The organism is Paraburkholderia atlantica, assembly GCF_000092885.1.
GTDB classification, from domain to species: domain Bacteria; phylum Pseudomonadota; class Gammaproteobacteria; order Burkholderiales; family Burkholderiaceae; genus Paraburkholderia; species Paraburkholderia atlantica.
Map to the genome: position 1 here is coordinate 1,160,298 of NC_014119.1, position 14,350 is coordinate 1,174,647.

Below are 14,350 nucleotides of genomic sequence, written 5' to 3' on the forward strand. Positions count from 1 at the left end.
GCGAGGCGAGTCCCAGCGCGCGGCTGCCTCCCGGACGACGAAACGGTATTCGTCACCACGTGCACTTTGTCGAGGCAGACATGTCAAGCAACATTACGATCACGGACGAACTCGTAGCTGAAATCGCAAACCGGATGGCCGACGAGGGCCAAAAGGTGTCTCCCGTAGCTATCTGGTCCGAAGTTCATAGCGGTTCGGTGGTCGCGGTGTCCGCGGCATTGCGCAAGTGGCGCGAAACGCGCGCCGCGCGCGTGCCGCAGGTCGTCGAACGTCCTGCTTTGCCGGAAACCGTGACGGACACCATGCGCGAAGCGCTCGACCGGCTGTGGACGTCGGCGCAGGACGAAGCGGAACGCTCGGTGGCGCGACGCCTCGCCGCGATGCGCCAGCGTGTCGAGGACGCCAGCAACGAGCGCGACGAAGCGCTCGCCGAGCTGCAAACCACTGTCCAGGAACTCGACGCGTTGCAGGTCCAGCTGGACAAGATGACCAGCGCCTATGACGAGAAGGTCGATGCCGTGGCCGGGCTCGAAGAGGACATCGCGCTCGCGGTGCAACGCACCGACGCAGCCGAGAAGCGCGCGCAGGAGCTGGCCGACCGCGTTTCGCACCTCGAAGCGGAACTGGAGCGCGCGGAACAGGCCGCCGGGCGTGGAGCGATTGCGGGCGACGAGAGCGATGCCGCAGGCGAGAGCGAGGTGGCGAGCGAGTCGGCGGAGTCGGTTGTCGAAACGCCGGCCGGCGAAGCAGAGCGCGCGGCGCTGGAAGCGGAGCATGCCGAAGCGGTCGCTCGTCTTCAGAGCGAGCTCGAAGCGATCCGCGCGGAGCTGCAGGCCGAGCAGGAAGCGCATACGGCCCGGCGCGAAGAGGTCGCGGGCGCGCAGGCCGAGCGGGATGCCGCCGCGCTTGAATTACAGAATGCCCAGACGCTAATCGCCAGCCTGACCGATGAGCGCGATGCGGGCGCCTCCGAAATCGCGAGGTTGTCGGCTAGCTTGTCCGAAGCGCAGCAGCGTGCCGACGCGGAGCAGCAGCGCGCGGCTGAACTGGCCGAAAGCGCGGCGGCGAGCGAGCAGGTCGAGGACGTCGAGTCGGCGTCGCCGGCGGGTGTCGACTCGCAGGAACTCGAGGCATTGAAGGCGCAGATGTCGCGCGACGCCGAAGCGCATGCCGCCGCGATTGCCGAGGCGCGGGAGACCGTCAGGAAATGGTCCGACTACTCGAACGCACTGAAGCAGCAGCTGACTCAGGCGAATGAAAAAATGGTGGTCGTCCTTGCCCGCGGCGCAGGCGAAGCGACCTTGAGCCGCCGGCTTACCGCTGAACTGAGTCAGGTCAAGCCGGAGCATGAATTGCTGCGCAAGGAGATCCAGCAGCAAGTGATCGTCGAAACGATCACCGCTCACCTCGAGAAACAAGGCTATCGCTACGACGAGCAGACGGGTGCGGTGTCGAAGCTGAACGCCGAAAGCTCGCCTGCGTAACGGTATCGTCGATGGGATGGCGCGCGTCGCGGGTGTGGTGACGCGCAATGTGGGAGGGCGGCGCTGCGGGGTCGTGCGCATTGGCGATACGACCCGGCAGCGCCGCTTGGCTTTTCGTCGCCGCCAAGTCGCCGGGATATGGCGTTCTGTTGAGCGAATAGGGCTGGGTCCGCTCATTCGGAAGCGGGAACCCCTGTCGGCGCAGTGTGGCGGGAACGCGAACCGTCGTTCGATGCAGACACGTAGTAAGTCACTGCCGTCGCCACCAATCCGACGATCCAGGAGACGTCCGCACCGCCCATCATCGATGCCCTCGGACCGTGGAAGAAACTCTCCTCCATGAACGGGACCTGAATCGCGATGCCGAAGACGTAAATCGCGATCGCCTTCAAATTGCGAGCAACTCGAATACGGCATGGTGGGCATCAACACCGGCCTGATCTCCAACGAGGTGGCGCAGTTCGGCGGCGTCAAGCAGTCGGGTCTCGGCAGGGAAGGCTCGCATTACGGGATCAATGACTACCTCGTGATCAAGTACCTGTGCATCGCGGTTTGACGCCGGTCCGATAGTCAACGTGCGGCACGGCCAAGCGTAGAATTGCGGGCGCAGCGGCGAGCCGATTCGTCGCCCGACCGGAGACCGATGGCTGATGGAAATCAAGTGGATCGAAGACTTCATCGCGCTCGCCCGCTATCAGAGCTTTTCCCGCGCGGCGGAGTTTCGCAACGTCACGCAGTCGGGTTTCAGCAGACGGATTCAGCAGCTCGAACAATGGGTGGGCGCCGATCTCGTCGATCGCAGCGGCTTTCCGCCGACCTTGACTCCGGCAGGCCAACTGTTTCGTGACGCGGCCGAAGACATCCTCGACAAGCTGTTCGACACGCGGGCCATCATTCGCACCGAGCAGCGCATCGCCGGCACCAGCCTGCAGATCGCGGCGGGCCACACGATCGCGCTGAACTTCCTGCCCGCGTGGCTGCGCACGCTGTCGAAGCATGTCGGCGAAGTGCGCGCGCGCGTGATTCCGGCGAACGTGCACGATTCGATACTGATGCTGGTCAACGGCAACTGCGAGCTGATGTTCGCTTATCACCATCCGCAGTTGCCGTTGCATCTCGATCCGACCAGGTACGAATGCGTGACCGTGGGCGTCGACACTTTCATGCCGGTATGCAGACCCAATCAGCGGCTGGCGCACGCGTACCGTCTGCCCGGCGTGATCGAACATCCGATGCCGTTCATCGCCTATACGGAGACCAGTTACTTTGGGCGCTGCTTCGCGTTGCTGATGGAGCAGAGCAAAGCGTCGCCCGCATTGCAGCTTCACTACGAGTCCGACATGGCCGAAGTCGTGAAGAAGCTGGTACTGGAAGGCGAGGGCGTCGCGTGGCTGCCGAAGAGCTCGATCGCCGCCGAACTCGACAGCGGCGAACTCGTCGCCGCCGGCCGCGCCGAATGGCAACTGCAACTGGAGTTGCGCGTGTACCGTGACCTGACGAATCGCAGCGAACTGCTCGATACGCTGTGGCGGCATCTTCGGGCCTCGTCTGCGCCCGCCGAGCAGCGCTGATAGGGTTATCCCGCGTTATGCGAAACTTGCATAGCCGTATGCAACACTAGCATTCAAGGCTGTTCTGCCGTCTCTAGAATTCCGTCCAGACACAAAAAAGCGGTACATCGACATCCGATGTGCCGGCCATTCCCGAGCGCGCGCCGGTCGATGCCGACCGTTCGTGCGCCATCCCTGGACGGAGACACATGAAGAATCGGCTCACCCTCTATATCCTCGCCGGCATGCTGCTCGGCGTGGCCGTCGGTTATGTCTGCCATCGCACGGCGGCTGATGCCGCGCACGCGAAGGAGATCGCCGGCTATTTTTCGATCATCACCGATATCTTCCTGCGGCTCGTGAAGATGATCATCGCGCCGCTCGTGTTCGCCACGCTCGTGTCGGGTCTCGCCGGCATGGAAGGCACCAGCGACGTGCGCCGCATAGGGCTGCGCTCGATCGTGTGGTTCCTGTGCGCGTCGCTGTTCTCGCTTGCCCTCGGTCTGGTGCTTGCGAATCTGCTGCAACCGGGCGCGGGTTTGCACATGGCCCAGACTAGCGCTGACGTGGCCACCGGCCTGAACACGTCCAGCCTCAACTTCAAGGACTTCATCACACACGCGTTCCCCACCAGCGTCGTCGATGCGATGGCGCGCAACGATATCCTGCAGATCCTCGTCTTTTCGGTGCTGTTCGGCATCGTGCTCAGCGTGATCAAGTCGGACCCGCGCGTCGCGCCGCTGATCGCGGGCGTCGAAGGGCTCGTGCCGACCATGCTGAAACTGACCGATTACGTGATGCGTCTCGCGCCTCTCGGTGTGTTCGGCGCGCTGGCCTCGGCGATCACGGTGCATGGTCTCGACGTGCTGACGACGTACGGCAAGCTCGTCGCCAGCTTCTATTCGGGGCTCGCGCTGCTGTGGGCGGCGCTGATTTTCGCCGGCTACGCGTTTCTCGGCAAACCGATCTGGGCGTTGCTGAAGGCGATCCGCGAACCCGCGATGCTGGCGTTCTCCACCGCGAGCAGCGAGGCGGCGTATCCGCGCCTGACGGAGAAGCTGGAGGAATTCGGCGTCGACAAGAAAGTGGTCGGTTTCACGTTGCCGCTCGGCTATGCGTTCAATCTCGACGGCTCGATGATGTATCAGGCGTTCGCCGCGATCTTCATCGCGCAGGCGTTCGGCATCGATATGCCGATCAGCACGCAGATCGTGATGCTGCTGGTGCTGATGGTCAGCAGCAAGGGCATGGCGGGTGTCGCGCGCGGCTCGGTGGTGGTTGTCGCTGCCGTGGCGCCGATGTTCCATCTGCCGCCATCGGGCGTCGTGCTGGTGCTCGCGATCGACCAGATTCTCGACATGGGGCGCACCGCGACCAACGTAATCGGCAACAGCATCGCGACGGCAGCCATCGCGAAGTGGGAGGGCAAGCGCGTGGCGCGCCAGGAACGCCGCGCGGCGATCGCGACGGCTTCGTTCGGCCGGCTCGAAGGCGAGACGAAATGAGCGGCATCGACGCAACGGGTGCCACGAGCGCGCGCAAGTTCGGCGTGGTGGGCGGGCTCGGCCCGCTCGCGAGCGCGGACGTGTTCTTCAAGCTGATCAAGTCGACACCGGCCACCCGCGACGCCGAGCACTTCGATGCAATCTTCGAGCAGCAGCCGTTTCGCAGCGCCGATGCCGACAGCGAGACGTTGACGCAGCGCAAGCTGTACATCTTCGATCTGATCAGCAGTTTCGAGAAACGCGGCGTGACGACGGTCGTGCTGCCGTGCTTCCTGAGCCACACGTTCATCGACGAACTGCAAGCCAATTCGCCGCTGCAGATCGTCGACATGATCGACGCGGTGCGCAGCCACGTGCGCAGAAGATTTCCCGCGGTGCGCCGCGTGGGCGTGCTCGCATCGGCCCATACGCGGCGCAAGCGGCTGTTCGAGAAGTACTTCGCGGCGCCCGAATTCGAGGTGATCCATCCGCGCATTGGCGACGGCACCGATTTCGTCACCGAAGCCGTCTATGGCGAGGATGGCGTGAAGAGCGGCAATCTGCGTGGCCGTCCGGTCGAGTTGCTGCGCGCGGCTTGCGAAGATTTGATCGCGCAGGGCGCCAACGTGATCGTGCCGGGGCTCACCGAAATCGCGCTGGTCGCGGACGAACTCGGTGCGTTGCGCGTACCGCTCGTCGATTCGAACCTGGCTTACGCGCAATACGTCGTGTCCGGCCAGTACCACACGCCCGAGACGATCTTCAAGGTCGGCGTGGTGGGCGGCGTGGGTCCGGCGGCCACCGTCGATTTCATTCACAAGATCGTGCGCGCGACGCCCGCGCAGCGCGATCAGGACCACATCAAGCTGCTCGTCGAGCAGAACCCGCAGATCCCGGATCGTACCGAGAACCTGATCGGCGATGGACCCGACCCGACCATCTCGCTGTACGCGACCTGCAAGAAACTCGAAACGGGCGGGGCGGATCTGATCGCGATCCCGTGCAATACCGCGCATGCCTTCGTCGAGCGGATTCAGCCTTATCTCGGCGTGCCGATCGTCAATATGCTGACGGTGACGGTGCGTTATCTGCGCGAGTCGTTTCCCGCGCTGCGCTCGGTCGGTGTCCTTGCGACTTCCGGCACGCTCGCGAGCGGCGTCTACCAGAAGGCGCTCGAATCGCAGGGCTTGCGGCAGGTCGTCCCGGCACCCGCGCTGCAGGCGCGCGTGATGGACGCGATCTACGGCAAGGCAGGCGTGAAGGCCGGATTCACGGCGGGACAGTGCCAGCAAGACCTTGCCGCGGCGATCGATGGACTGATCGCCGAGGGCGTCGAAGTAATCGTTCTCGGCTGCACGGAACTGCCGCTGCTGCTGCGCGAGCCGTATGTGATCGGCGCGAACGGTGCGCGCGTGAGCATCGTCGATCCGACCGATGTGCTCGCGAAGCAGTGCGTCGCCTGCGCGACCGCGCCGCCTCGATAACCCAACCGCATCACCCATTCAACGCGACGGACCTGCACACGACGTGTGCCGGATGACCCCGTTCGCCTGTCGTTATCAGAACCTGAGAGGAACTTATGCTTGCACCGACCGAACGTATCGAACACGACCTACTCGGCGATCTCGCCGTGCCCGCGACCGCGTACTACGGCGTACACACGCTGCGCGCGCTGCAAAACTTTCCGATCACGGGCATTCCGATCTCCGTGTATCCGAACCTCGTCAACGCACTGGCGAGCGTGAAAGAAGCCGCCGCGCTCGCGAACTACGATCTCGGCCTGTTGAGCACAGTGAAGATGCAGGCCATCGTGCACGCATGCAGGCAAGTGCGCTCAGGCACCGCGCACGAGCATTTCGTCGTCGATGTGATTCAGGGCGGCGCGGGCACGTCGACCAACATGAACGCGAACGAGGTGATCGCCAATCTCGCGCTCGAACATCTCGGGCGACAGCGCGGCGAATACGCGATTCTTCATCCGAACGAGGATGTGAATCTCGGCCAGAGCACCAACGACGTTTATCCGACCGCGCTGAAGGTCGCCACGTACGCGGGAATCATGCAACTCGTCGACGCGATGGGCGTGTTGCGCGCATCGTTCGAACGCAAGGCGGTGGAATTCGGCAACGACCTGAAGATGGGCCGCACGCAGCTTCAGGACGCCGTACCGATGACGCTCGGCCAGGAGTTCAGCACCTTCGCGGTGATGCTCGGCGAAGACGAAGAGCGGCTGAAGGAGGCCGCCCAATTGATCTGCGAAATCAATCTCGGCGCGACGGCGATCGGCACCGGTATCAACACGCATCCGGAATACGCGCAGCTTGCCTGCCGGCACCTGAGCGAAATAACCGGTATCGCATTGACCACGTCACCGAATCTGGTCGAAGCGACGCAGGATGTCGGCTCGTTCGTGCAGCTTTCCGGCGTACTGAAGCGCGTCGCCGTCAAACTGTCGAAGACCTGCAACGATCTTCGCCTGCTTTCGAGCGGGCCGCGAGCGGGTCTCGGCGAAATCAACCTGCCGCCGGTACAGGCGGGCTCGAGCATCATGCCGGGCAAAGTGAATCCGGTGATTCCCGAGGTCGTCAACCAGATCGCGTTCGAAGTCATCGGCAACGATGTGACGGTGAGCTTCGCCGCCGAAGCGGGTCAGCTGCAGCTCAACGCGTTCGAGCCGATCATCGCGCACAGCCTGTTCAAGAGCGTCGCGCATCTGCGCGCGGGGTGCCTCACGCTGGCGTCGAAATGCGTCGACGGCATTAGCGCGAATCGCGAGCGGCTGCGTGCGATCGTCGAGAACTCGATCGGCATCGTGACCGCGCTGAACCCGTACATCGGCTATTCGCACTCGACCGAAGTCGCGAAGGAAGCGCTGGCGTCGGGCAAGAGCGTGGCGCAGATCGTGATCGACAAAGGGCTGCTGAGTCAGACCCAGCTCGATGAGATCCTTCAACCGGCGATGCTGACGCAACCGAGAAAAATGACCCCGGCCGCTTGAGCGACGAGGTTTTCCGGACACAGGTCGCGTGCATCCGCGCGCGACTCTTTTAAAACGATGGTGGAGACGAAACATGAGCATCAACACGATCAATCGAAAAGCACTGCGGCTGTGCGGTTCGGCGGCACTGCTGATCGCGGCACTTGCCGCGGGTACCGGCGCCCAGGCGGCCGACGCGTCATCGCAACAGGCAGGCGCGGTCACGGCGATGCCGCGCGTTCTGCTGCTGGCCACCGGCGGCACGATCTCGGGCACCGCCGATCCGCGTTCGGCAATCGGCTACAACTCGGGCAACGTTAAGGGGCAGGAACTGGTGCGCGGCGTGCCGGGCATCGAGAAGCTCGCGAGCATCAACGCGGAGCAGATCTCGAACGTCGGCTCGCAGGATATGAACGACAAGATCTGGTTGCAGCTTGCGAGGCGGATCGATGAGGCGTTCGAGCGCAACGAGGCCGACGCCGTCGTGATCACGCACGGCACCGATACGATCGAGGAAACGGCGTTCTTCCTGAACAACGTGCTGCACTCCGACAAGCCGGTGGTCCTGGTCGGCTCGATGCGCCCGGGCGGTTCCACGAGCGCCGACGGTCCCAACAATCTGTACGAAGCCGTCGAAGTGGCCGCAAGCCCGCAGTCGCGTGGCCGCGGCGTGATGGTCGTGATGAACGATCAGATTCACGCGCCGCGCTGGATCACCAAGACCAATACCACGGCGGTACAGGCGTTCGCGTCGCCGAACGCGGGCGCGATCGGTTATGTCGATCCGGCCAGCGTGCGCTTCGTGACGCCGGCGGTGCAGTCGGCACGCGCCGCGCTGAGCCTGCCCGCGAACGGGCAATTGCCGCGCGTCGATATCGTCTATGCGCACAGCAACATGGATGGCCGCCAGATCGATCATGCGATCGCCGATGGCGCGAAGGGTATCGTCGTGGCCGGTGAAGGCGATGGTGACATGTCGAAGGAAGCCCTCGCCGCGCTCGACCGCGCGGCGGCAAAAGGCATCGTGGTGGTTCGTTCGACGCGGCTCGTGTCGGGTTTCGTGAACCGGAACGTCGAGGTGGATGACGACAAGCGCGGCTTCGTCGCATCGCTCGATCTGAATCCGCAGAAGGCGCGCTTGCTGACGCAGTTGCTGGTGGCCAACGGCGTGACCGACCCGGTCAAGGTACAGCAGGCGTTTAGCGGCACATGGTGATGGGTTGTGGGCGGCGCGGCATCGCAAGCGACGGCTAGCCGCTCTATCGCCCCTTCATCAGCGACGAAAGCAGTTTGAGCAGGCTGTCGATATTGACGGGTTTGACGAAGTGATAGTCGAAGCCCGCCGATTGCGCGCGCAGTCTGTCTTCCGTCTGACCGTATCCGGTGATCGCGATCAGCAAGGGCTTCGCATCGCCTTTGCGGCGAAGCTGCCTCGCCAGCGCGTATCCGTCGATATCCGGCAAGCCGATATCGAGCAACGCCACGTCCGGCACGAATAACGGTGCCGCTTCCAGCGCCTCGGCTGACGAATACGCGACTCGGGCAGCATGCCCTTCGGATTCGCACAGCATCGCAAGCGAATCGGCGGCGTCGCGATTGTCATCGACGACCAGCACATGCAATGCGGTTCGCGCGTGCCCCGGCGCGGGCTCCGACAGCGCGACTGCCGAATGACGTTCATGGTGATGTAGACGCGGCAGTCGGACCGTCACCGTCGTGCCGAGATTGGGCCCCTCGCTGTGCACGGCGATCGTTCCGTTGTGCATTTCGACGAGCTTTTTGACGAGCGACAGTCCGATTCCGAGGCCGCCATCCGATCGATCGAGCGTGCGTTCGCCTTGCGAAAAGAGCTCGAACACCTTCGGTAGCAGCTCGGCCGAAATGCCGGTGCCAGTATCTTGCGTGACGATGGAAACCCATTCGTCGTCCGCCGCTACGTTCACCGTGATATGCCCGTTCTCTGGCGTGTACTTGCTCGCGTTGTTCAGGATATTGACGAAGATCTGCGAAATCCGCGTGATGTCGCCGCATACCCATGTGGTCGGATCGCAAACACTGACGTGCAACTGCTGATGACGAGCTTCGGCCATCGCCGCGATCGCCTCGACAGCGTGGTAGACGGCCGTGCCGACCAGAACGGGCTCGAGTTGCAGCACGATGCGTCCTTGCGTGATTCGCGACACTTCGAGCAGATCGTCGACGATTCGCGTCATGTGCTCAACCTGCCGACGCATCAGGTTGATCAGCTCCTGTGGACGTGAGGCCGTGCCCGGTTGCTTGTCGAGCAATGCGATGGCTGTCCGGAGTGGCGCGAGCGGATTGCGCAGTTCGTGCGCGAGCATCGCGAGAAACTCGTCCTTGCGGCGATCGGTTTCGCGCAGCATCAGTTCGAGCTGCTTGCGCTGGGTGATGTCGATCACGCTGGCGATGATGCGCAAGGGCTTGCCGTCGGCGCCTCGCTGAAGCAGCGCGCTGCCATGCATCCATTGCTCGCCGTGCGCGTTCTGCAAACGAAATTCGAAGTTCGCGACCGGGTCGTTGCCTTCGGCCAGCCGGAGGACATATTGTTCGAGCATCGCGCGATCGTCGGGATGCACGTTGCGCAGCGCCTCGTCGTAGCTGAGCACATGGTCGATCCGCGGTGCGCGGCCCTCTTCGAACGATAGTGTGCGCGAGGCCAGGTCGAAGCAGACGATGTTCAGCCGCGCCGCCTGCATCGCGACGGACAGACGCAGATTGCGCGCTTCGATCGCCAATTGCGCTTCATACTGAGGCGTCACATCGGTCGTTGTGCCGAACCACTCCTGGAGTTTGCCGTGGCTGTCGAACAGGGGCGCCGCCTGGGCGTGCATCATCCTGTACTGGCCGTCGTGATGCCGCATGCGGAACATGATCGATCCGGGCGCGCGTCGCTGCAGCACATCGACCCACCCCTGCCTTGCCGCCTCGCGGTCGTCCGGGTGAACGTAGTCGAGCCATCCCCAGTCCGCCAGACGGACCGCGCCTTCGCCCGTGAAGCGGCTCCAGTCCTCGCCTGCGGGCCGGATGTCGCCGTTCGGCTCGGCCGACCATACGAGTGCGCCCGTCGATTCCACGAGCACCCGATAACGCCGTTCGCTGAGACTGAGTTGCTCTTCGGCTGCCCGCTCCTTGCTGATGTCGAAGGTCACGCCGTACACATGCGCGAGCGTACCGTGCTCGTATTCCGCGTGGCCGCGCATACGCAACCAGCGTGGTGAAGGCGATCCACCGTTCAGCACGAAGTCGAATTCGAAGGGACCGCCGTGTTGCAGAGCGTCATCGACCTTCCGCTGGAATAACGCCCGATACTCGGGTTCGACACGGTTCTCCAGATCGGATAGCGCAAGCGCATCGGTGCCGGGTGGAAACCCGTACAGATCCGCGAGTTGCGAGGTCATTCGCACGACGCGGCGCTTCATGTCCCATTCCCACGCACCCATGCGAGCGCCGTGGAAGGCAGCCTTCAGGCGTCGCTCGCTCGCTTCGTACATGGCCCACGCGTGACGGGCTTCGTGGATATCGGTCGCGACGCCCACCGTGTCGCCGATGCGGCCACTCGCGTCGCGCTCGGCTTGAAGATGCAACACGTGCCAGCGATACTCGCCGTCCGCGCGCAGCAGACGCACTTCGACATTGCCGAGCAGCGTGCCGTCCCGCATCTGCCGCACTGCATCGAGCACATGATCGATGTCGTCGGGATGAACGAAGGTCTTCCAGTGCATCCCGACCAGTTCAAGGGCGGGAATGCCGAGATACCGTGATGTCCACGGGTTGGCGTAGCGGACGACGCCGTCGCGATCGGCACGCCAAACGAATGAGGGAAGGAAGTGAGCAGGATCGTTCATCAGCGTCCTTGCATCGGTTTCCTCTGCGGACACGGCGCCGAAGACGATCCGGCGCTGCCCGCATGGTGTGCCTGCTTACATTAGCTAGCCCGAACAGCTAAACAGGATGTTTGTACCATGCGAATGTTCATGCGGTAAAGACGAGCCCGGCAGTCGAAGATGTGCCCGTGCAATAACGGTGTGTCCATGGAAAAATATATCTCACGTTGTGACGTATTTGACGTGCGTGCCGGATGACATTCGCATCGTCGAGCGCGCGGTGCCGCCCTGGCTTGCTTTCGTTGCAGACGGATACCGGGATGGCATTGAACTTGCTCGATCATGCATGTCAAGCCGAGAGTTTCGCCGAAATGGACGCATGCCCCATTTCTGCTTTGAACGCATCCATGACGGAACCATCGGCATTTTAGAAGGAGACAACGATGAATCACCCTGAAAACAGCAAGCCGCAGGAAGGTCAGCGGCGCGACGCGGATGGGATGAGCGAAACCTACGTACCGTCATACCGTTTGTTGTTGAAAGAGCCAACCGTACTGCTTGCTGGCAACCCGATCGACCGCACGGATGTCGCGACGGCAGCGATCCTCGGCTACAACTGACGATCTGGCGCGATGCGTCGGTCCTGCATAAATCAGTTACAGAGCCGCGCGTAGTGCTTCGTCCGCAACGGCAAGACGCAACGCAATCGTCTTCACGAGAAAACGATGCAACTGTTGCGCCGTTGCCGGGTCCTGCTGTTCGAGTTCGAGCAGCCGCGCGATCGACAGGCGGTACACGCGTGTCGGTGCCTCGGCAATCACATCCGCGCTGCGCTGCTGCTGCGTGTACACCGCCATTTCGCCGACGACCGTGCCCGGGCCGAACGAGCGCAGACGCGCCGAGCGGCCATCGCCGAGCGGCAGCGAGACCGCCACACGTCCTTGTTCGACGAAATACAGCGCGTCGCCCGGCTCGCGATGTCGAAACAGCGCCTGGCCCGACAGCAGATCGCGCATCTCCAGACACGCAATCAGGCTGTTCAACGCGCTGGCCGTGAAATGCGGCTCGAGCATCGCCCGCAGTTCGCCGCCATGCGCGGGCACGAGCGGGTTGGACGCTAGCAGCTTGTCTTCGATCCACTCGAGACCCGCGTCGAGCGTATCGAATTGATGGATCTTCAGATTGAGCGTACCGGTCTTCTCGAGCAGGTCGCGTGAGCGCGGCGGCAGCGAGGTCAACACGAGGTCCGCGTTTTTTGCCGCGCAGAACTGCCTGAGCTTGACGAAACTGATGGATACCGACGCATCCATGCCATGTGTCGCCGCAAAGTCGAGCACGACGAAGCGGACCGGCGCCTGATCGCTCGCACCGAAGCGTTCCCGTAGGCGCTGCAGAATCGAATTGGCCGTGCCGAAGAAAAGGAACCCTTGCAGGCACATTCCGCATACCTGGGGGCCGATGGCACGCAGAGCCTGGGTGTCTTCGATGCTGCGCTCCACATTCGAGGACCGCGCGCGCAGGTCGAACTCCATGCGTATGCAGCCGACCCGGCCGTAGAGCAGCGTGAACATCACACACGCCGCAACGACGCCGACCACGACGCCGACGATCACGCCATAGGCCGCGATCGTGCCGAGAATCACGGGCACGAGCAGATACTCATACCAGTTGAGCTTGGTCCAGGCGCCCGCGAGCCAATGCACGAGCAATCGCAGCCCCATGAACAATTGAAGGCCGACCAGCACCGGCACCGGAAACAGCGCCACGATGTCGGGCGACGTGGCGAGCACGACCACGCACGCAAGCGACGCGAACACGCCCGCCACCCGGCTCGTCGCGCCCACCCGCGCATTGAGCATCGAGCGATTGAACGACTGGTAGCCGACCATGCCGCCCAGCAGTCCGCTCGCGAGATTGGCGAGGCCGGCGGCGCGCATCTCGCGATTGAGGTCGACGTCCTCTCCGGTAGCCGTGCCGATCGCCGTCGAATTCATCAGGATCGTCACGGCCGATACCGACGTCACCACCAGACTCTCGGGAAGATGCGCGCCGACCGCCGACCAGTCGATGACGCCCCGTCCGAGCCTTGCGGCCAGGTGCAACTCCGGCAGCCCGGCAAGGTGCAGCTTGACGCGCGGCAGCAGCAGACCCATGCCGCGCGCGTCGTCGATCGAAACGCCGGCAACCTGGAGCAGAACGTAGAAAAGCACGACACCGAAGGCCAGCGTGAGCGGCAGCGCGGCAATGTGCTGCCACGTGCGCATCAGCACCGTGGCCAGCACGCCGACGACCAGCGCCGGAACCCAGGTGATCCAGTGAAGGTGCGCGAGCAACGCGAGCGTGTGCCACTCCAGCGGCTGGCCCGTCAGCACGCGGAACGCCCCGGCGAGCAGCAGGTAGCCCGTGCCGGCGAGAAATCCGCCGAGCACCGGATAGGGCAGGAACTGCAACGAGCGGCTGCGCCTGGACGAGCCGATCGCATAGAGCGCGATGCCGGTCATCACCGAACAAAGCGCGATTGCGATCAGCACCGTGAGGATCTGCGTCTGCGGTGAGCCGCCGTCCGCGCGCACGCTGCTGGCCACACCCGCCGCCACGCCCGCGAGGAAGGCCGCGGCATTGCTGTCGGGACCGCCGATGTTGAAGCGCATCGAACTCGTCAATGCGATCACGAGCGCCGTGACGACGCAGCTCACGAGCGCGGTGGGCACCCCGAGCATCGCGTAGCGGGCAAGATCGGCGCTAAAGATCATCGTGCCGAGGCTCATCGCATAGCACAGCATGACGAGCGTCGAAACGGCGCCCGCCGCCACATCGCCTGGCAGACCCGCCAAACGCGAGCGCAGCGGGAGGTCGGAGACGGAAACGGTCTTGCCCGGCTTCACGTGGATTCCCGGTCGAATGCAAGGGCGCGGCGGGGCGCGCCAGCCAGTATCCTGCGCGGCTCGAACGGCTGTCAAACGCGATGCAGCGTGCTGATCGGACACCTACACTGTTTATTCATCGGCCC

Annotated in this window: 10 protein-coding genes and 1 pseudogene; 8 read left to right on the forward strand and 3 right to left on the reverse strand. The window is 63.6% G+C overall.

What is annotated here, in order from left to right; all coding sequences use genetic code 11:
* The first annotated feature begins 80 nt into the window (after window positions 1–80).
* Complete coding sequence (locus tag BC1002_RS32895; protein ID WP_013094299.1) at window positions 81–1,484, forward strand: DNA-binding protein; 1,404 nt, start codon at window positions 81–83, stop codon at window positions 1,482–1,484.
* 173 nt (window positions 1,485–1,657) lie between these two features.
* Here the strand turns inward: BC1002_RS32895 and BC1002_RS32900 are convergent, their stop codons facing one another.
* The gene (locus BC1002_RS32900; protein ID WP_041735787.1) at window positions 1,658–1,876 is read right to left on the reverse strand and encodes a hypothetical protein; all 219 of its coding nucleotides are present in this window, start codon (window positions 1,874–1,876) and stop codon (window positions 1,658–1,660) included.
* A gap of 5 nt (window positions 1,877–1,881) precedes the next feature.
* Between BC1002_RS32900 and BC1002_RS37040 the strand changes: the two are divergent.
* The 6 genes and pseudogenes from BC1002_RS37040 to BC1002_RS32925 form a co-directional block, all read left to right on the forward strand.
* A pseudogene (locus BC1002_RS37040) lies at window positions 1,882–2,040 on the forward strand (aldehyde dehydrogenase family protein); the annotation flags it as partial.
* A gap of 94 nt (window positions 2,041–2,134) precedes the next feature.
* Window positions 2,135–3,055: a LysR substrate-binding domain-containing protein gene (locus BC1002_RS32905; protein ID WP_013094300.1), complete on the forward strand. Its 921-nt coding sequence runs from the start codon at window positions 2,135–2,137 to the stop codon at window positions 3,053–3,055.
* A 188-nt stretch (window positions 3,056–3,243) separates the two neighbouring features.
* Window positions 3,244–4,539, forward strand: a complete 1,296-nt coding sequence (locus BC1002_RS32910) for a dicarboxylate/amino acid:cation symporter (RefSeq protein ID WP_013094301.1) — start codon at window positions 3,244–3,246, stop codon at window positions 4,537–4,539.
* On the forward strand, window positions 4,536–6,002 hold the full coding sequence (gene cuyB / locus BC1002_RS32915) for a cysteate racemase (protein ID WP_013094302.1): 1,467 nt from the start codon (window positions 4,536–4,538) through the stop codon (window positions 6,000–6,002). The genes BC1002_RS32910 and cuyB overlap by 4 nt, the downstream gene beginning before the upstream one ends.
* Before the next feature lie 95 nt (window positions 6,003–6,097).
* The gene (gene aspA, locus BC1002_RS32920) at window positions 6,098–7,516 is read left to right on the forward strand and encodes an aspartate ammonia-lyase (protein WP_013094303.1); all 1,419 of its coding nucleotides are present in this window, start codon (window positions 6,098–6,100) and stop codon (window positions 7,514–7,516) included.
* 73 nt (window positions 7,517–7,589) lie between these two features.
* Window positions 7,590–8,711, forward strand: coding sequence for an asparaginase (locus tag BC1002_RS32925; RefSeq protein ID WP_013094304.1), 1,122 nt, complete (start codon window positions 7,590–7,592; stop codon window positions 8,709–8,711).
* A gap of 43 nt (window positions 8,712–8,754) precedes the next feature.
* Here the strand turns inward: BC1002_RS32925 and BC1002_RS32930 are convergent, their stop codons facing one another.
* Window positions 8,755–11,361, reverse strand: coding sequence for a PAS domain-containing hybrid sensor histidine kinase/response regulator (locus tag BC1002_RS32930; protein WP_013094305.1), 2,607 nt, complete (start codon window positions 11,359–11,361; stop codon window positions 8,755–8,757).
* A gap of 422 nt (window positions 11,362–11,783) precedes the next feature.
* On the opposite strand from BC1002_RS32930, the gene BC1002_RS38575 reads away from it, so the two are divergent.
* Window positions 11,784–11,960: a hypothetical protein gene (locus BC1002_RS38575; protein WP_013094306.1), complete on the forward strand. Its 177-nt coding sequence runs from the start codon at window positions 11,784–11,786 to the stop codon at window positions 11,958–11,960.
* Window positions 11,961–11,996: 36 nt separating this feature from the next.
* Here BC1002_RS38575 and BC1002_RS32935 read toward each other — a convergent pair whose 3' ends face one another.
* On the reverse strand, window positions 11,997–14,225 hold the full coding sequence (locus tag BC1002_RS32935; protein ID WP_013094307.1) for a SulP family inorganic anion transporter: 2,229 nt from the start codon (window positions 14,223–14,225) through the stop codon (window positions 11,997–11,999).
* Window positions 14,226–14,350: the final 125 nt, after the last annotated feature.